Below are 17,233 nucleotides of genomic sequence, written 5' to 3'. Positions count from 1 at the left end.
GCGAAATCTTCGTCAGCTCGCCCGATCCGCAGCAACCGTGCCTTCTGTCACCGTGCCGAACCGTCGAGCCGCAAGGAAAGCTGCACCCCGCCGCGCTTCAGTCGCGGCAGAGGCGGCGCCATGTCGATTCGGCCGAAGGTGCGCTTGCGCCATTCGGCCTCGCGTTCCCGCTTCTTTCGGGCGGCCGCAACGGCGGCCATGGCGCGTTCGATCACTTCTTCCGTGTGGGTCATGGTCTCCATCCGATTCATGGGAACCTCCGATTTGTTCTTGTTATGTTCTAATTTTAGCGTTCCAATGTCAACTCCCTTCATGAGCCCGGACGAATCGCTCTTGCCATATCGACGCTTTCTGCGTCTCCCGGCGCCTGGCGCAGGGTCCGATCGGCCGAAGCCAAGGCGATGATGGGCAAAAGAGCGGCTTTTTCCGTCGCTCGATTTTCCTTGTTTTCCAGCGTCCGACGGCCGGTCCTCAGCGCCGCCTCATTAACCTTCGCATTGTCGAATTAACCATTTGTTAACCATTTGATCGATACACCGAAGCAACGGAAAATTTACCAAGATGAACGATGTGTTAACCGAATCCCGGCCGATCCGCCTCAAGGGGCGATCCTTCCTTGCGCTAGCGCTGACCCCCGAGCTTCCGCTCGAGGATTGGCTCACCCGCCTCGACCATCTCGCCTCCCGCTCCGCCGGCTTCTTCCTGCGGCGCCCGGTCGTGCTCGATGTTGACGGCCTCGACATCGACCGGTCGCAACTGCGCGAACTCGTCGACCAGCTCGGCAAGCGCAACGTGCGCATCATGGGCATCGAAGGTGCGCGCCAGTCTCTGCTCGGCGCCGACCTTCCCCCCGCGATGACCGACGGTCGCCCGGCGGCGGACTACGAAGCCAAGATGGCGGAACAGGCCGAAAAGACCGAGGCGCCGGAAGCGGAAGCAGCCGCGGAAACCGTGATCACGGCAGAACCGCTTGCCACCAAGGCGACGCCGTCGATCGTCGTCACCCAGCCGGTGCGCTCCGGCCAGTCGCTGTTCTTCCCCGAAGGCGACGTGACGATCATCGGCTCGGTCGCCTCGGGCGCCGAAGTCGTCGCCGGCGGTTCGATCCACATTTACGGCGCGCTGCGCGGCCGGGCGATGGCCGGCACCACGGGCAATGCCTCGGCGCGGATCTTCTGCCGCAAGCTCGAAGCGGAACTGATTGCGATCGACGGCTTCTACAAGACGGCCGACGACATGGAGCAGAACCTGCGTGGCAAGGCCGTGCAGATCTGGCTCGACGGCGAAGAGCTGAAGGCGGGAACGCTCGGTTAGGCCGAGGCAAGGAAAGGTGTGGATGCTTGCCATCCGCATCTGGTGATTCAGGTCGATCCGGCCGGGGTCACGAGGACGTAGGCGAAGGCGAATTCTTAGATACTTGGAGAGACGAATGGGCAAGGTAGTCGTAGTTACATCGGGCAAGGGCGGCGTCGGCAAGACGACGTCCAGCGCCGCACTGGGCGCCGCACTCGCTCAGAACGGCGAGAAGGTCGTTGTCGTCGATTTCGACGTCGGTCTTCGCAATCTCGATCTCGTCATGGGCGCCGAACGGCGCGTCGTCTATGACCTGGTCAACGTGATCCAGGGCGAAGCCAAGCTGTCGCAGGCGCTGATCCGCGACAAGCGGCTGGAGACGCTCTATCTGCTGCCGGCGTCGCAGACCCGCGACAAGGACAACCTGACGCCGGAAGGCGTCGAAAAGGTCATCGCCGCCCTTCAGAGCGCCTTCGACTGGGTCATCTGCGACAGCCCCGCCGGCATCGAGCGCGGCGCGACGCTGGCCATGCGTCATGCCGACATCGCGATTGTCGTGACCAATCCGGAAGTCTCGTCGGTGCGCGACTCCGACCGCATCATCGGCCTGCTCGATTCCAAGACTCTCAAGGCCGAGAACGGCGAGCGCATGGAAAAACACCTGCTGCTCACCCGCTACGACCCGGTACGCGCCGAGCGTGGCGACATGCTCAAGGTCGACGACGTGCTCGAAATCCTGTCGATCCCGCTGATGGGCATCATCCCGGAAAGCGCCGACGTGCTGCGCGCCTCCAACGTCGGCTCGCCGGTGACGCTCGCCGACAACCGTTGCGCGCCGGCACTCGCCTACTTCGACGCTGCGCGCCGGCTCAAGGGCGAAGCCCTGCCGATCACCATCCCCGGCGAGAAGCGCAGCTTCCTCGGCAAGATTTTCGGAAGGAAAGCGGCATGAACCTTTTCCGTTTCTTCTCCCGCACCCAGTCAGCGCCGGCCGCCCGCGAGCGGCTGCAGGTGCTGCTCGCCCATGAGCGCGCATCCGCCGGCGACAGCGATCTCGTCACCAAACTGCGCGACGAGATCCTCCAGGCGATCTCCAAGCACATGCAGATCGACGACGACAAGGTCCGCGTCACGATGGAGCGCGGCCCCCAGGTCTCGACGCTCGCCGTCGATATCGAGATCCCCTTCGATGCAAAGAAGGCGGCCTGAACGCCGCCTTCTCCCTTTGGAAGTTCAACACGGCAGTATCCGGCGGATGCTGCCGTGTTTTCGTCTAGGGTCAGACCTCCGGCGCCGCGCCGAAGACCAGTCCACCTCTTCTGCTCAGGCCGCCTGTTGCGGCAGCGGCCCGACATAAAGCGAGCGCGGCCGGATGAGGCGGCCTTCCAGCGCCTGCTCGCGGGCGTGGGCGATCCAGCCGACCGTGCGGCCGATCGCGAACACGCCGGTAAAGGCTTCGCGCGGGAAGCTCAGCGCGTCGAGCAGCAGCGCCGTGTAGAACTCCACATTGACGTCGAGCGGGCGATCGGGCTTGCGCGCTTTCAGGATGGCGAGCGCCGACTGCTCGACCGCTTCCGCCAGCTGAATACGGTGATGGCTCGCCGGGTCGGCGGTGGTCAGCCGTTTCAGCGCGCCTTTCAGCGCATCGGCACGCGGGTCGCGGACACGATAGACGCGATGGCCAAAACCCATCAGCCGTTCGCCATGGTCGAGCGCGTCGAGGAGCCAGGCTTCCGCGTTCTCCGCCGTCCCGATCGCCTCCAGCATATCGAGCACGGGCCCGGGCGCGCCGCCGTGAAGCGGCCCCTTGAGCGCGCCGATCGCGGCAAGCACCGAAGAGGTGAGGCCGGCCTTGGTGGACGCGACCACGCGCGAGGCAAAGGTCGAGGCGTTGAGGCCGTGGTCCGAAATCGTCACGAGATAGGCGTCGAGGGCCGCCACTTCCTGTTTGCTCGGCATTCTGTCGCCGAGCATCGCGAGGATATCGGCGGAATGCGACAATGCCGGCTTCGGCGCGACCGGTGCCTCGCCCAGCTTCAGGCGCAGCGCCGCCGGCAGGAAGACGGCGGGGGCGGCGAGCAGACGAAGCGCCGTATCGAGATCGTCCCCATCGGGCAGGCGGGCGATCAGCGCGCGCATGATGTCGACCGGTGGCAACTCCAGCAGCGGACCGTCAACGGCGCCAACATGGGCGAACACTTCCGCCCGCATCTCCCCGAGGCGTCTGGCGAGTTCGGCGCGGTCATAGGCCTGCCCCAGCAGTCCGCCGAACAACAGCGCGACGACATCCTCATAGCTCGCGTGGCCGGCCAGGTGATCGAGCGAGACGCCGCGGATGATCAATTGCCCCGCCTCGCCATCGACATGGGAGAGTTGCGTTTCGGCGGCGACGACGTCTTCAAGTCCGTTCTTCATCATCAAGTTTCTCCTTTACGCGGAGAATGATCCGACCTAGACCTATTGACGTCAATCTTGATGCAATTGATCAATATGAAGACACTCTGGATCACCGCCGAAGAGGCACTCGCCACGCTCGGCAGCAAGCGGCAGACGCTCTATGCCAATGTCAGCCGCGGACGCATTCGCGCCAAGCCCGACCCGGCCGACCCGCGCCGCAGCCTCTACCAGGTCGACGACGTCAAGCGACTGGCGGAACGCCACGCCGGGCGGCGCCAGGCGGCGGCGGTCGCTGCCGAAGCAATCCGCTGGGGCGAGCCGATGCTGCCGACGACGATTTCTAGCATCGCCGGCGGCAGGCTTTTCTATCGCGGCCATGATGCGGTCGAACTCTCCAGCGGCGCAAAGCTGGAAGATGTTGCGACGCTGCTTTGGCTATCATCCGAGACCGTGAGCGTACCCGCTGGCGATCATGGCGGCGACCAATCGCGGCTGGCTGCAACCTTCGCGCGCCTAGCCGCACGGATCGAAGGCGACCTGCCCGCGCTCGGTCGGCGGCCGACCATATTGAAGGCCGAGGCCGCCGACGTGCTCGCGACCGTCGCGGCGGGACTTGCACCGTCGCGGGAAACCCTGCCGCTGCACGAGCGGCTGGCGCTGGGTTGGGGACGGCCCGAGGCGGCGGAGCCGATCCGGCGATGCCTTGCGCTGACGGCGGAACACGAACTCAACGTTTCGGCCTTCGCGGCCCGCGTCACGGCGTCCTCGGGAGCAGCGCTTTCCGCCGCGACGCTTTCGGGCCTTGCCACCCTCACAGGACCCCGGCATGGCGGCGCCTGGCTGAGCGTCACCCGGCTTGCCGAACAGGCGGCGGCGAGTGGTGTGCGCGAAGCGATCCGGGGAATGCTTTCCTCCGAGGGCGTCGTGCGGGCCTTTGGTCATAGGCTCTATCCCGACGGCGATCCGCGCGCCAAGGCGATCATGGCAAGTTTCGACGTGCCGGCGCTCTACGTCACCTTGGCCGAAGCCGGTGAAGAACTGCTCGGAGAGCCCGCCAATGTCGACTTCGCGCTGGCAGCGCTGGCGGCGGCCCATGCCCTTCCCGACGATGCGCCCCTGGTCATTTTCGCGCTGGCGCGCACCGTCGGCTGGCTCGCCCATGCGATGGAGCAGATCGAAAGCGGCGACCTGATCCGCCCCCGCGCCCACTATGCCGGCTCCTAGAGCCTCCCGCTTTCAAGGGGAGCCACTGCAGGCGGAAAGATGCTCTGGAATCAAAGTGCCGGAGCGTCCCTTGTGCGTTCGGTCGAACGCACGGCGCTCTGGCGTCGACCCGGCGCGCCTCGCCAACTGAACGCGCCACGGAAGAAGATGCAGGCTCGACCTTTCAAGGAGCATGCACTGCCACTCCGAGAATAACCCCCAGGGCGCACCAGCAAGATCCGGATTATTAAATAATGTTAATGAAGCATCATTCCGATGATGCTTTCAGAAATATTACATACTATTAACATGACGACGCAGATCGGACGTAATACCTTCACTTCGAGGCTGAATATTGCCGGCGACCGCTTCGGCCGTGACGCGACAATAGGAGACAGCCTCGAACGGAAGCGCATGGCGCTTCCTTGGATTCAGGAGATGCAGATATGCGCTCGTCCCTCAAGACCACCACAATCGCAACCCTCGCCCTCGTCCTCCTGAGCGGCGCCGCCTTTGCGGCCGATCATCACGACGTCGGCCGCGACAGCGACAAGGGTGCTTACACCGGCGATTACAACCAGGGCATTTTCGGCGAGGACGACATGACGACGCCAGCCATGCCTGTCTATCGGGTACCTGTTCACATGGCATCGTCGCGGCTCGATCGCGTCCTTGATGAACTCAATGTCGACAATCACCGCATCACCGCCGATCGCGAGCAGGGCAAGCTGACGGCCGCAAACTACAGGAAGCTCGAACGCGAGGACGGCGCCGTGCGCTCCGAAGCCTTGAAGACCGCCGCCGCCCACAACGGCATGCTGCCGGCCCGATCCTATGCTCGCCTCCAGGGCGACGTTCGTCACCTCGACCGTGACATCGCCCGAATGGCCTGACGACAGGCAGAGGCTCACCCGGCTTTCGGGTGGGCCTCAACCGTTGGCACGGGGATCTCGCAAGGTTCACGGCAACCAACACGACCCTTCAACCGAAGCCGGCCGACGCCACGCCGCAGACCCGGCTGCCCCGGGCTGCGCCCGAGCACGCTCGTCCGGCAAACAGGCAGCGAAAGGAACTGGATCATGTCAAACATTCTCGTGAGGTATCGCGCTGCCGCCCTCCTCGGCGCAGCCGTCATCATTGCGCCCTTGTCCGTGGCCGCCTTTTCAGGCCATGACGTGGCCGCCGCGCCCGGCCCGGCCGTTGCGGTTCCGGCCCCATCAAGCGGCTCCTTTGCGCCGATCGTGTCGACGGACAAGCCGGCGGTCGTCACCGTCACGACCGTGATCAAGGCCGAAAACGCCGGCTCCGATGAAACGCCAGAGCCCGGCGGAAACTCGCCCTTCGACGAGCAGTTCCGCCAGTTCTTCCGCGACCAGGGCATTCCGATGCCGGAACAGGCCCCCGAGCAGCGTCAGGCTCAGCGGGCCGAAGCGCTCGGCTCCGGCTTCATCGTGGCCGCCGACGGCTACATCGTCACCAACAACCACGTCATCGACAAGGCATCGAGCATCACCGTCACCCTCGACGACGGCACGCAAGTGGCCGCCAAGCTTGTCGGCGCCGACCCGAAGAACGACCTCGCCGTGCTGAAGATCAAGGCGCCGAAGCCGCTTGCGACGGTTGCCTGGGGCGATTCCGACGCCTTGCGCGTTGGCGACCAGGTGCTGGCCATCGGCAACCCGTTCGGCATCGGCACGACGGTGACGGCGGGGATCGTCTCGGCGCGCGGCCGCGACCTCAACAGCGGCCCCTATGACGACTTCATCCAGATCGATGCACCGATCAACCGCGGCAATTCCGGCGGCCCGCTGGTCGATGGTCAGGGCAAGGTGGTCGGGATCAACACGGCCATCTACTCACCGAACGGTGGCAGCGTCGGCGTCGGCTTCGCCATCCCCTCCGACCAGGCCCGGAAGGTCGTCACTGAGCTGATGAAGGACGGCTCGATCCGGCACGGCTTCATCGGCGTGCAGATCCAGCCGGTCACGGCCGACATCGCCGACGCCATCGGCCTTGCTGAGCCTCAGGGCGCCCTTGTTGCCGGCGTCAACGGCGGAACGCCTGCCGCCAAGGCCGGCCTCAAGGCGGGCGACGTCATCACCGCGCTTGGCGGCAACCCGGTCAAGTCGCCGCGCGACCTGTCGCGCATGGTTGCCGATCTCTCGCCCGGCACCTCGAAGAACCTGAGCGTATGGCGGACCGGCAAGACGAAGGACGTTGCGATCACCATCGGCGACAATGCCGCGGATCAGCAGTAGCGCTCGCGGCCGGATAGGGCGGCACGCTTCATCTCCATCTTTGACCATGCCCGGCCGCCTCGCGTCCGGGCATGGCCTTGCCGCTCGCAATCAGGCGGCAAGCGCCCCGGCCCGGTTCTGTTCGCGCCAGGCGACCGGGCTCAGGGCGGTGACCCGGCGGAATTCGCGATTGAAGTTGGATTTCGTCTGGAAGCCGGATTCGAGCATTGCCGAAGTCACCGACATGTCGGTCTCGCGCAGCAGCCGGCAGGCTTCGGCAATGCGGAAATCGTTGATGTACTGCGAGACGTTCTTGCCCGCCAGGCGATTGACCGCAATCGATATCTGCCGGGCCGGCAGGCCCGCGCGCCGCGCAAGACGCGACAAAGTGAGGTTCTCGTCACGCGCCAGTTTCTGGCTGACGAGCAGGTGGTCGATCCGGTCCAGGATTTCGCGATCCTGCGGCAGGGATGCCGGCTCCTCATCGACGATCGCATTCGCCACCGGAAGCGCACGCGCGCGGTCGGCAACCATGGCCGTGCCCCCGATGAAGAGCAATCCCAGCAAATTCGCGTTGCTGACGATGAGGCCGATGTTCTCCCCCTTCGTCCACTCGAAATCCAGAATGATCGCAAGATCGAAAAGGGTCGACAGGCAGAGCGAGAAGGCGGCAATGACCAAGGCACGGTACGCCGCGACGGCGCCTTCGAAACGAGCTTCGTCTAGGGCGTCCGTACCGGTGCGCGCCATGTTCAGGAGCGCCAGCGCATAGCCGACATATTCGACGATCAGTGCGAAATCGATATATTGCGGAGCAAGCAGCACCAGCAGGAGAACACCGATCGTCGGCGTCGCGTGGATCCACGCGCCACCGGGCCCGCCTCGCTCCTCCCTGCGGATCAGGCTGTGAAAACTTGCAAGCACCAGGGGCGGCGCGCCGCTTGCGAGCACCGGCAAGACAAATTTCAACGCCGTGACGTCATAACCCCAGCGCAGGCCGACGATCACGGACTGGAGGGCGCAAAGCGCGATCAAGGCCAGAAACGGCCAGTTGCGCCGCTCAGGCTCGTCGCCGCGCACTATGATCGCGAGCAGTGTGAGGAGCAGCAAGGCGACGACGAAGGGTAACGGCAGGAAGATCAAGAACGGGTCCTTTGGCGCGAACAACCGGGCAAGTCATGGCCCAGATCGCGATTCGGGACGACCTCAATCACGATCGAGGACGCGGATAGACGCGACGCCGGCGACGATCGGCCGTCTTTTTCAACAGCGAGATCCTCATGCCCCTCCTCCAGTTTCTGCCCGCCGCCGTCTTCATCCTGGCCGTTGCCACTCCCGCGCAGGCCCATGATGTCGGCGTGCGCGAAATCAGCGTTCCGGCTCCCGAGCGGGGCCGGGACCTCGCCGTTTCGATCTGGTATCCGGCTGCCGCCGGCGGCGAGACCACACTTGTCGGCGACAACCAGATCTTCAAGGGAACAGAGGCCGCAAGAAACGCCCCTTCCCTTCCGGGACCGTTCCCGCTGGTCGTTGTTTCGCACGGTTCCGGGGGCCGCGTTCAAGCCATGAGCTGGCTGGCGACGGCACTTGCGGAAGCCGGCTTCATCGTCGCCGGGCCCAACCATCCCGGCACGACCAGCGGCGACTCGACGCCCGCCAACACGCCGAAGCTCTGGGAGCGCACGGCCGACCTCTCGGCGGTCATCGACAAGCTCACCGGCGACGGCGAATGGAACAGGGTCATCGACGCCGACCGCATCGCCGTCCTCGGCTTTTCGCTCGGAGGCTCGACGGCCATGGAAATATCCGGCGCGCAGGCGAGCCTCGAGGCCTATGCCCGCTATTGCGACAGCTACACGAAATGGGATTGCGCCTGGTTTTCCGGCGGAAAGGGCTATGTCGACGACATCCCGGTCGCGGTCGACAAGCTCGATCTTCGCACCCTCGACAAGGCACGCTTCGAACAGTCAAACCTCGACCGGCGCATCAAGGCGGCGGTTCTGGTCGATCCGGGCCTCGCCCAGGCCTATCGGGACGAAAGCCTGAAGACGATCGAGATCCCGATGCATTTCATCAATCTCGGCAGCGCGGAGACCCTGCCCTTGGCCGTCGCCTCCAAGCCGCTGGCGGCGCTGACGCCGAAGAGCTCCTATGCCGCGATCGCCGGGGCCGACCATTTCAGTTTCCTGCCGGAATGCAAGGATGGCGCAACCGAGCGGTTGAAATCCGTCGGCGAGGTCGATCCGATCTGCGAACCGACCGGGCGCGCCCGTACCGACATCCATGCGGATATCATCAAGCTTGCCCGCGAGGCATTGCAGCAGAGCCTTGGCGAATAGCGCTTGGCGAGAGAGCAAGGCTGACGGCGATGCGGATCGCCGTCAGCCCGAGCAGATATCGGCGCACCGTCCCGCTTCGCGCAACCAGATAGCCAAGAGCGGCCATCGCCGGTTCCTATGGCCGCGACATACAAAGGCTTACAAAAGCGCCGCCCGGCCGACACACAGGCCATACACGCCTCCGCTCAAATCAGCGTGCTTCCAACGACGCACATGCGACCAACCCCAAGACGGAGGATCCTATGAAAACGAGCCATATCATCGCCGCGGCATTGCTGATCGTCGGCAGCCTGACGACGCTTCGCGTCGCGGAAGCCCAGCAGATGCAGGGCATTCAGCGCACCGACCTGATCAAGAACGAGATCAGCGTGCCCGGACACGAAGCCGTGCAGGTCCGCGTCGATATCGAGCCGGGCACCGCCTCGATCAAGCATTCGCATCCGGGCGAAGAAATCGCCTATGTGCTCGAAGGTTCGCTGGAATACCAGCTCGAGGGCCAGGCGCCGGTAACACTTCAGGCGAGCCAGGCGCTGTTCATTCCGGCCGGTGTTGCCCATGTGGCAAAGAACGTCGGCACCGCCCGGGCGTCGGAACTGGCGACCTACATCGTCACCAAGGACGCGCCGCTTCTCGTTCCCGTCAAATAGGCACTGCGTTGATCGACGTGGCGCCGCTGGAGCGCCTTCAGACGTGGAGGAACTCCAGCAGCGCGGCGTTGAACAGGGACGCGGACTCGATGTTGACGATATGGCGCCCCGGCAGCGACAGATGCCGGCCTCGCTGCACGAGAGCAGCTATGTTTTCGAGGTCTGCCGGCGGACATACCGGATCGCCGTTGCCGGAAATCGCCAGCAAGGGATTGGCGATCGCAGCGATGTGCTCGCGCAAATCCGCCCTCGCCAGTGCCGTGCAGCCGCCGATATAGCCGTCGGTCGAGGTGGCGGTGAAGCTCTCGATGACGCGATCGACTGCTTCACGATGGCCGGCTGCGAATTCCGGGCTGAACCAGCGTTCGGCCGTGGCGGCGGTCAAAGCCGCAAGACCGTCCGCTCTCACGCTGCCAATGCGCGCGGCCCAGCCTTCGGCTGTGCCGATACGCGCCGCCGTCGCGCAGAGCACGATCCTGTCCAGACGACGCCCGGCATGGATCCCCAGCCATTGCCCGGTCAGACCTCCGATCGACAGGCCGCAGAAATGCGCCTTTTCGATCCCGAGCGCATCCAGCAAGGCAATTACATCACGGCCGAGATCGGCAAGCGCAAAGGGCGGTGGCGGCGCCGAGGAGCGGCCGTGGCCGCGGCGATCGTAGCGCAGCACGCGGAAATGCGGCGACAGATCGGCGACCTGCGCATCCCACATGGCGAGGTCGGTCCCGAGCGAGTTGCAGAACAGCAGCCAGGGCGCGTTGCCCTCTTGGTCACCGTCGATGCGGTAGTGAAGCCGGTGGCTGGACAGGTCGAGATAGGCCATGAAAGAGAACTCCGATCGTAAAAGCCGCCAACGATGGCGGCTCCGTTATTCTTGGCGCGACGGCACGCCTCAGCTGTCACGCGCGCTGCAATAGGTAGAAGCCAATAGAGCGCGCTCAAGGGATGGCGGCCGGACCCTTTCGTGATCCGGATACCAGCGCCGCCGTCTATGCCGTTGCCAATTGCGTGACCTCGACGCGGCGGGCGTTGCTGACCGCGAAGATGAGCATTGCGACAGCCGAGATCGCCGCCGGTATGGCGAAGATCGCAAAGTTCTGCTGCAGCGGAAACTCCTGCGCCAGAAGCACGCCGCCGAGCGTCGGCCCGACAATGGCGCCGATGCGGCCGACACCGGAGGCCCAGCCAAGCCCGGTGGAGCGCACCGAGAGATTGTAGAGTTGCGCCACGCTGGCATAGAGCAGGATCTGCGTGCCTATCGTGGTGGCGCCGGCAATGAACACCATCAGGAACAGCAGCGCCGGCGGCAGACTGAAGCCGATCAGCGCGATCGAGAACGCGGCCGCGACGAAGAAGCCAACGACCACCTTCGGCAGGCCGAACCGGTCTCCGAGCCAGCCGCCGGCAATCGCGCCGACCATGCCGCCGAAATTCAGCGAGAAGAGGCTGAGCAGGCTTGCCTTCTCGGCATAACCGGCTTCCTGCAGCACCTTCGGCAGCCAGGACGACAGGAGATAGACGAGCAGCAGGCAGCAGAAGAACGCGACCCACAGCATGACGGTACGAAGCGTGCGCTGATGGCGGAAGAGTTCCAGGACTGATGCCGAGGCACCCTTCGTCTCGGAGAAGACCAGCCTGTCAGCGGCATCAAGACGCGTGTTCGGATCGATCTTCGCATAGATGCGCTTCGCCTCCTCCTGCTTGCCCTGGCGAATGAGGAAGCCGAGCGATTCCGGCAGCTTCCAGAGAATGACAGGCAAAAGCAGCAGCGGCACGGCGGCGATGAAGAACATCGGCTTCCAGCCATAGGACGGGATGAGGCCGATGCCGAGGCCGGCCGCGACCATGCCGCCGACCGAATAGCCGGAGAACATCAGTGCCACCAGGGTACCGCGCAGACGCTTCGGCGCATACTCGTTCATCAGCGCCACGGCATTGGGCATCAAGCCGCCGCAGCCGAGACCGGCAAAAAACCGGAAGATCTTGAACTGCTCCGGCGAACTGGCAAAGCCGGTCAGAAGCGTGGAGACCGTAAACAGCAGGAAGCTGATCGCGATGCCCTTCTTGCGGCCGATCCGGTCGGCGAGTGGACCGAAGATCAGCGCCCCGAACATCATGCCGAACAGCGCCCAGGCCTGCAGCGCGCCGGCCTGCGGTTTGCTCAGGCCCCATTCGGCGATCAGCGTCGGCAGCACCGTGCCGGCGACGAAGACGTCGTAACCGTCGACGATCAAAAGCAGCGCCGAGAGCACCACCACCATCCATTGGAAGCCCCCAAGCGGGCTCCCGTCTATCGCTTCATTCACATCGATCGTACGCATCATCTCCTCCCCAGGTCTTAGCGCGTTGAAAGGTAAGGTCTTGTCAGCCGAGGTCACCGCCGGCGACCGGCAGCACGCTGCCGGTGATGTAGGAGGCCTCGTCGGAGGCCAGGAACAGGATTGGAGCCACCTGCTCCTCGATGCTGCCGTAGCGCTTCATGAAGCTCGACTGCTTCACCTGCGCGACGACATCGTCCATCCAGGCCTTCTCGGCCTCATTGTCGCCCTCGGCATTGCGCGGGATGCGGCGTGGCGGCGCCTCGGTGCCTCCTGGTGCTGTCGCCACAACGCGGATGTTGCGGTCCGCAAGCTCCATCGCCAGCGACTGGGTGAGGGCGTTGACCCCGCCCTTGGCTGCCGAATAGGGCACGCGGTGGATGCCGCGCGTGGCGTTCGACGAGACGTTGACGATGGCACCGCCGCCGCGGGTAAAGAGGTGCGGCAGCACCGCATGGCAGCAATAGAGCGTCGGCATCAGCGAGCGGCGGATTTCGGCATCGATCTGCTGCGGTTCGAACTCCGAAAAGGGGCGCATGCGGATCGCGCCGCCGACATTGTTGATCAGGATGTCGATGCCGCCGAAGCGTTCGGCGGCAAAATGCATGGCCGCAGCCGCCCCCTCATGGGTTTCGAGATCGGCCACAAAGGCGGCCGTCCGTTCGCTGCCCGCTTCCGCCGCCACCTCGGCGACGAAATCGGCGCGGTCGACGAACAGGACCCGGCCGCCCTCGGCGGCGGCACGCAGCGCCACGGCGCGCCCGATCCCTTGTGCAGCGCCGGTGACCACGATTGCTTTGCCAGCAAAGCGTCCTTCGAAACGAGCGGAGCTCATGCCGCCTCCTTCGCCGCGACGTTCGGCGTGAACTTCTCATAGTGGAAACTGTTGGGTTTCACGCCGGTGTCGTCGAAGTGCTTGCGCACGGCGTCGACCATCGGCGGCGGGCCGCAGAGATAGACGTCGACATCGCCGCCGTTCAGCACGTCCTCGGGCATGTGCTGGGTGACCCAGCCCTTGCGCGGATGGCCGGAGGCGGCATCCGCCACGACCGTTGAGAAGGTGAAGTTGGGAAGCCGCTTCGCATAGGCTTCGATATGGTCGACCAGCACCAGATCGAGATCGCGGGTGACGCCGTAGATCAGATGCACCTTCTGGTCAGGGTTCGTTCGGGCGAGTTGCTCGAGCATCGACAGGAACGGCGCCAGGCCGGTGCCGCCAGCGAGCAACAGCAGCGGGCGCTGGACCTCCCGCAGGTAGAAACTGCCAAGCGGCCCGGTCAGTTCGAGTTTCGTGCCGACCTCGGCACGCTCCAGCCAGATGCTCATCAGCCCGCCCGGGATCTTCTTGATCAGGAAGCCGAGACGCGTTTCGCCCGGAGCCGAGGAGAAGGAATAGGAGCGGCTCTGGCCGCAGCCGGGCACGTCGATGTTGACGTATTGGCCGGGCAGAAAGGCGGGGGCTGCGTCCGCGTCCAGCTCCAGCACGATCGCCGCATCATTGTGCGGGATGATACGCGCCACGGTCGCGGCAAATTTCTGCTGCCCGGTCTTGCAGGCGGCCGACGTCGTCGGCACCGCGATGACGCAGTCGCTCGACGGTTTCATCTGGCAGGTCAGAACCAGGCCGCCTTCAGCCTCGTCCGATGTCAGGGCATCGTCGATGAAGTCGTCGCCGAGATCGTAGGTGCCGCTTTCAGCGCGACACTTGCAGGTGCCGCAGACGCCGTCGGAACAGTCCATCGGCAGGTTGATCTTGTTGCGGAAGGCAGCGTCGAGCACCTTCTCATCGTCCCTGCATTCGACGAAGCGGGTGACGCCGTCCTCGAAATTCAAAGCGATCCTGTAGCTGGCCATGGTTGCTCCTCCCAGTCCTGTCTTGTCAGGTGACGACGGTCATATGTGGTAGACGTCGATGACCTGGCGGATGTAGTCGTTCTTCAGCACGATCTTCTTTTGCGAAATCACCAGCCCATCGCCGCTCTTGCGCAGCGTGACGAACATGGTGCCGAAGAAATGGTCGGTGACCTTGTAGCGGTGGTTGAGCGTGTGGAAGTTGTAGCGGAAGTCCGCCTCCTCGCCGCGGTCGGCCACAAGCTCGACATTGGTGACGTTGTGGCTGGTGCGCGGCTCCGGCGTGGAGGCGCCCGAACGCTCGGTCTTGATGCGGAAGACACGATCTTCGAGGCCATCGCGGCTCGGATAGAAGATCAACGAGATCTCGGACTGCGGGTCCTCGGTCAGCTGATCGTCATCGTCCCAGGCCGGCATCCAATAGGTGACGTCGGGCGCGTAACAGGTCAGCCATTCGTCCCACTCACGGTCGTCGAGCAGACGTGCTTCGCGGTAGAGGAAGGCGCAGGCGGTGTCATAGGAGATCCTCATGCGACCGCTCCCTGCTTTTTGGAGGCGAGTGCTGTGCGCATCACCTTCGCCCAATATTCGTGCTGGCGGACGAAGAGGCCTTCGTCTTCGCTGCGCTCGCCCGAGAGCAAGGGTTCGATGCCCATGCGCTTGGCGTTCTCGTCCGGACCGTCGATCCAGAGCGGCGCACCGCGAGAGAGATCGTTCCAGAGCGCGGTGATGCCGGCATAGCCCTGCTGGCAGGCGCGGAATTCCTCGAGGTCGTCGGCCGTGCCCATGCCGGAGACGTTGAAGAAATCTTCGTATTGGCGGATGCGCAGCGTGCGATCGGCCGCATTTTCACCCTTCGGCGCAAAGCAGAAGATGCTGATCTCGGTCTTGTCGACGCTAATCGGACGGGTCACGCGGATCTGCGTGCTGAACTGGTCCATCAGGAACACGTTCGGATAGAGGCAGAGGTTGCGGGTCTGATTGACGATGAAATCCGCCTGGACCTCGCCGACACGAGACTTGATCTCCTCGCGGTGGCTGTAGATCGGCCGGACCTCGGGGTTCATGGTGTTGGTCCAAAGCAGGATGTGGCCGTTGTCGAAACCGTAGACACCGGCGACCGAGCGGCTCCAGCTAGAGGCGTCGACCGCCTTTGTGCCCTCCTCGTTGCGCCGGCCCATGGTGGCCGCATAGTTCCAGTGAACGGAGCTGACGTGATAGCCGTCGCAGCCGTTCTCCATCTGCAGCTTCCAGTTCCCGTCGTAGATGTAGGAAGAGTTGCCGCGTAGTACCTCGAGGCCACCCGGCGCCTGGTCGACGATCTGGTCGATGATGACCTTGGTTTCGCCGAGATAGTCTTCGAGCGAGGAAACGTCCGGGTTGAGGCTGCCGAAGAGGAAGCCGCGATAGCTCTCGAAACGGGCAACGCGCTTCAGGTCGTGCGAACCGTCTTTCGCAAACTGCGGCGGATACTGCGTGGTCTTCTCGTCCTTCACCTTCAGGAGCTTGCCGGTGTTGGAGAACGTCCAGCCATGGAAGGGACAGGTGAAGCTGCCCTTGTTGCCGTGCTTGCGCCGGCAGAGCATGGCGCCGCGATGTGCACAGGCATTGATGACGGCGTGCAATTCGCCCGTCTTGTCGCGGGTGACGACAACCGGCTGCCGGCCGATATAGGTGGTGTAATAGTCGTTGTTCTCGGGGATCTGGCTCTCATGGGCGAGATAGACCCAGTTGCTTTCGAAGATGTGCTTCATCTCCAGCTCGAAGAGGTCTTCGTTGGTGAAGATGTCGCGGCGGCAGCGGAACGTGCCGGCTTCGTGATCGTCCTCGACCGCGGTTGCGAGCAGGTCGTCGAGGGCTTGGGCTTTGTCGATAACTGCGGACATGGTTCTTCTCCCGCAAACGGCTGATCCGTGCTCGGCTCTAGCGATTGCAACAATGTCTGATGTCAGGGTGCGGCGGCTTGTTCGGCCGCCGCGGCAACGATCAGGCGGCGGCGCGCTTGCGCTGCTCGTTGATCTGGTTGTCGACGCCATTGACCAGTGAGGTCAGATGGATGTCGAATTCGATTTCGGCGAAGGGACCGGAAAGACCGTTCGCCTTGATGCTCGCTTCGTCGGTGCGCTCGGTGACATCGGGCACCAGGCCGTCGCGGGTGGCATAGGCGAAGTCATCGTTGACCAGCGGGTCGCCGGCGATGTTGATCTGGGTCGTCAGCTTGCGATGGCCGTCGGCGCTGATGAAGAAATGGATATGGGCCGGGCGCTGGCCGTGGCGGCCAAGGGCGGAAAGCAGCTGTTCGGTCGGGCTGCCCGGGGGCACGCCGTATCCGTGCGGCACGATGCTCTGGAACTTGTAACAGCCCTTGGCGTCGGTCACGATCGTGCGGCGCATGTTGAACGGCGCCTGCAGGCCGGTCGGGTCGAAGTGCGAATAGAAGCCGCGGGTATCGCAGTGCCAGACCTCGACGGTCGCGCCCTTCAGCGGTTCGCCGGCGGCATCGTAGACGGTGCCGTGCATGATCAGCGTCTGGCCATTGGTGTCGCGGCCGTCATCGAGGCGGGCAAACCCTTCCGAGGCCGGCGCGCCGGCGACATAGAGCGGACCTTCGATCGTTCGCGGCGTCTGATTCTCGATGCCGAGCGCTTCGTCGATCGCGTCTAGGCGTTCATCGAGGAAATGGTCGAGGCCGAGGCCGGGCGAAATCAGGCCAGCCTGGCCGGCCGCACCGATTTCATTCAGCCAGGCAATGCCGGTCCAGTATTCGTCTGGGGTGATGTCGAGATCGTCGATCGCCTTGAACAGGTCCGACATCAGCCGGTGCACGATCTCCTTGACGCGCGGATTGCCGCCGTCCTTGTCGAGGCCGCTCAAGATCTGCAGGAAAGCTTGAGTCTCCGGCTTGTCGAAAATCTTCACACTCATATCAAATCCTCCACTTGGATTGT

Annotated in this window: 17 protein-coding genes and 1 pseudogene; 8 read left to right on the top strand and 10 right to left on the bottom strand. The window is 64.2% G+C overall.

Annotated features, from left to right (window positions below; translation table 11 throughout):
• Positions 1-47: 47 nt before the first annotated feature.
• Complete coding sequence (locus C1A35_RS22530) at positions 48-233, bottom strand: hypothetical protein (RefSeq protein WP_034798488.1); 186 nt, start codon at positions 231-233, stop codon at positions 48-50.
• A 328-nt stretch (positions 234-561) separates the two neighbouring features.
• Between C1A35_RS22530 and minC the strand changes: the two genes are divergently transcribed.
• From minC to minE, 3 genes are all read left to right on the top strand, one after another.
• The gene (minC, locus tag C1A35_RS22525) at positions 562-1,314 is read left to right on the top strand and encodes a septum site-determining protein MinC (RefSeq protein WP_104666500.1); all 753 of its coding nucleotides are present in this window, start codon (positions 562-564) and stop codon (positions 1,312-1,314) included.
• Between the two features lie 115 nt (positions 1,315-1,429).
• Positions 1,430-2,245, top strand: coding sequence for a septum site-determining protein MinD (gene minD / locus C1A35_RS22520; RefSeq protein WP_104666499.1), 816 nt, complete (start codon positions 1,430-1,432; stop codon positions 2,243-2,245).
• Positions 2,242-2,502 (top strand): cell division topological specificity factor MinE, encoded by a 261-nt coding sequence (gene minE, locus C1A35_RS22515; protein ID WP_034798387.1) that lies wholly within the window; start codon positions 2,242-2,244, stop codon positions 2,500-2,502. The genes minD and minE overlap by 4 nt, the downstream gene beginning before the upstream one ends.
• A gap of 114 nt (positions 2,503-2,616) precedes the next feature.
• Here the strand turns inward: minE and C1A35_RS22510 are convergent, their stop codons facing one another.
• Entirely contained in the window at positions 2,617-3,708 is a 1,092-nt protein-coding gene (locus C1A35_RS22510; RefSeq protein ID WP_104666671.1) for a citrate synthase/methylcitrate synthase, read from the bottom strand.
• Positions 3,709-3,768: 60 nt separating this feature from the next.
• Here C1A35_RS22510 and C1A35_RS22505 point away from each other — a divergent pair, with 60 nt between their 5' ends.
• From C1A35_RS22505 to C1A35_RS22495, 3 genes and pseudogenes are all read left to right on the top strand, one after another.
• Positions 3,769-4,914 (top strand): citrate synthase, encoded by a 1,146-nt coding sequence (locus tag C1A35_RS22505; RefSeq protein WP_234822953.1) that lies wholly within the window; start codon positions 3,769-3,771, stop codon positions 4,912-4,914.
• A 425-nt stretch (positions 4,915-5,339) separates the two neighbouring features.
• Positions 5,340-5,786 (top strand): hypothetical protein, encoded by a 447-nt coding sequence (locus C1A35_RS22500; protein ID WP_104666498.1) that lies wholly within the window; start codon positions 5,340-5,342, stop codon positions 5,784-5,786.
• 186 nt (positions 5,787-5,972) lie between these two features.
• Positions 5,973-7,148: pseudogene (locus C1A35_RS22495) on the top strand (Do family serine endopeptidase); the annotation flags it as partial.
• A 93-nt stretch (positions 7,149-7,241) separates the two neighbouring features.
• Here the strand turns inward: C1A35_RS22495 and C1A35_RS22490 are convergent.
• Positions 7,242-8,273, bottom strand: a complete 1,032-nt coding sequence (locus tag C1A35_RS22490) for a helix-turn-helix domain-containing protein (protein ID WP_104666670.1) — start codon at positions 8,271-8,273, stop codon at positions 7,242-7,244.
• Positions 8,274-8,410: 137 nt separating this feature from the next.
• Here C1A35_RS22490 and C1A35_RS22485 point away from each other — a divergent pair, with 137 nt between their 5' ends.
• Positions 8,411-9,469 (top strand): alpha/beta hydrolase family protein, encoded by a 1,059-nt coding sequence (locus tag C1A35_RS22485; RefSeq protein ID WP_104666496.1) that lies wholly within the window; start codon positions 8,411-8,413, stop codon positions 9,467-9,469.
• A 242-nt stretch (positions 9,470-9,711) separates the two neighbouring features.
• Positions 9,712-10,116: a cupin domain-containing protein gene (locus C1A35_RS22480; protein ID WP_104666495.1), complete on the top strand. Its 405-nt coding sequence runs from the start codon at positions 9,712-9,714 to the stop codon at positions 10,114-10,116.
• Positions 10,117-10,153: 37 nt separating this feature from the next.
• Here the strand turns inward: C1A35_RS22480 and pcaD are convergent, their stop codons facing one another.
• The 7 genes from pcaD to catA form a co-directional block, all read right to left on the bottom strand.
• Positions 10,154-10,939 (bottom strand): 3-oxoadipate enol-lactonase, encoded by a 786-nt coding sequence (pcaD, locus tag C1A35_RS22475; protein WP_104666494.1) that lies wholly within the window; start codon positions 10,937-10,939, stop codon positions 10,154-10,156.
• Positions 10,940-11,105: 166 nt separating this feature from the next.
• Complete coding sequence (locus C1A35_RS22470) at positions 11,106-12,440, bottom strand: MFS transporter (RefSeq protein ID WP_104666493.1); 1,335 nt, start codon at positions 12,438-12,440, stop codon at positions 11,106-11,108.
• Positions 12,441-12,480: 40 nt separating this feature from the next.
• On the bottom strand, positions 12,481-13,269 hold the full coding sequence (benD, locus tag C1A35_RS22465; RefSeq protein WP_104666492.1) for a benzoate diol dehydrogenase BenD: 789 nt from the start codon (positions 13,267-13,269) through the stop codon (positions 12,481-12,483).
• A complete protein-coding gene (gene benC, locus C1A35_RS22460; protein WP_104666491.1) occupies positions 13,266-14,288 on the bottom strand; it encodes a benzoate 1,2-dioxygenase electron transfer component BenC in 1,023 nt (340 codons plus the stop codon). The genes benD and benC overlap by 4 nt, the downstream gene beginning before the upstream one ends.
• Positions 14,289-14,327: 39 nt before the next feature.
• Positions 14,328-14,816: a benzoate 1,2-dioxygenase small subunit gene (gene benB / locus C1A35_RS22455; RefSeq protein WP_104666490.1), complete on the bottom strand. Its 489-nt coding sequence runs from the start codon at positions 14,814-14,816 to the stop codon at positions 14,328-14,330.
• A complete protein-coding gene (locus C1A35_RS22450; RefSeq protein WP_104666489.1) occupies positions 14,813-16,171 on the bottom strand; it encodes a Rieske 2Fe-2S domain-containing protein in 1,359 nt (452 codons plus the stop codon). The genes benB and C1A35_RS22450 overlap by 4 nt, the downstream gene beginning before the upstream one ends.
• Before the next feature lie 100 nt (positions 16,172-16,271).
• A complete protein-coding gene (catA, locus tag C1A35_RS22445; protein WP_104666488.1) occupies positions 16,272-17,210 on the bottom strand; it encodes a catechol 1,2-dioxygenase in 939 nt (312 codons plus the stop codon).
• Positions 17,211-17,233 lie beyond the last annotated feature (23 nt).

Origin of the sequence: Ensifer adhaerens (assembly GCF_002940685.1) — a bacterium.
GTDB lineage: Bacteria > Pseudomonadota > Alphaproteobacteria > Rhizobiales > Rhizobiaceae > Ensifer > Ensifer adhaerens_E.
The sequence above is the reverse complement of the archived record's forward strand: the minus strand, read 5'-3'. Positions and strand labels throughout refer to the sequence as shown.

Coding starts and splice junctions, on each gene's coding strand:
- C1A35_RS22530 (WP_034798488.1), bottom strand. CDS start 233: ATGACCCACACGGAAGAAGTGATCGAACGCGCCATGGCCGCCGTTGCG.
- minC (WP_104666500.1), top strand. CDS start 562: ATGAACGATGTGTTAACCGAATCCCGGCCGATCCGCCTCAAGGGGCGA.
- minD (WP_104666499.1), top strand. CDS start 1,430: ATGGGCAAGGTAGTCGTAGTTACATCGGGCAAGGGCGGCGTCGGCAAG.
- minE (WP_034798387.1), top strand. CDS start 2,242: ATGAACCTTTTCCGTTTCTTCTCCCGCACCCAGTCAGCGCCGGCCGCC.
- C1A35_RS22510 (WP_104666671.1), bottom strand. CDS start 3,708: ATGAAGAACGGACTTGAAGACGTCGTCGCCGCCGAAACGCAACTCTCC.
- C1A35_RS22505 (WP_234822953.1), top strand. CDS start 3,769: ATGCAATTGATCAATATGAAGACACTCTGGATCACCGCCGAAGAGGCA.
- C1A35_RS22500 (WP_104666498.1), top strand. CDS start 5,340: ATGCGCTCGTCCCTCAAGACCACCACAATCGCAACCCTCGCCCTCGTC.
- C1A35_RS22485 (WP_104666496.1), top strand. CDS start 8,411: ATGCCCCTCCTCCAGTTTCTGCCCGCCGCCGTCTTCATCCTGGCCGTT.
- C1A35_RS22480 (WP_104666495.1), top strand. CDS start 9,712: ATGAAAACGAGCCATATCATCGCCGCGGCATTGCTGATCGTCGGCAGC.
- pcaD (WP_104666494.1), bottom strand. CDS start 10,939: ATGGCCTATCTCGACCTGTCCAGCCACCGGCTTCACTACCGCATCGAC.
- C1A35_RS22470 (WP_104666493.1), bottom strand. CDS start 12,440: ATGATGCGTACGATCGATGTGAATGAAGCGATAGACGGGAGCCCGCTT.
- benD (WP_104666492.1), bottom strand. CDS start 13,269: ATGAGCTCCGCTCGTTTCGAAGGACGCTTTGCTGGCAAAGCAATCGTG.
- benC (WP_104666491.1), bottom strand. CDS start 14,288: ATGGCCAGCTACAGGATCGCTTTGAATTTCGAGGACGGCGTCACCCGC.
- benB (WP_104666490.1), bottom strand. CDS start 14,816: ATGAGGATCTCCTATGACACCGCCTGCGCCTTCCTCTACCGCGAAGCA.
- C1A35_RS22450 (WP_104666489.1), bottom strand. CDS start 16,171: ATGTCCGCAGTTATCGACAAAGCCCAAGCCCTCGACGACCTGCTCGCA.
- catA (WP_104666488.1), bottom strand. CDS start 17,210: ATGAGTGTGAAGATTTTCGACAAGCCGGAGACTCAAGCTTTCCTGCAG.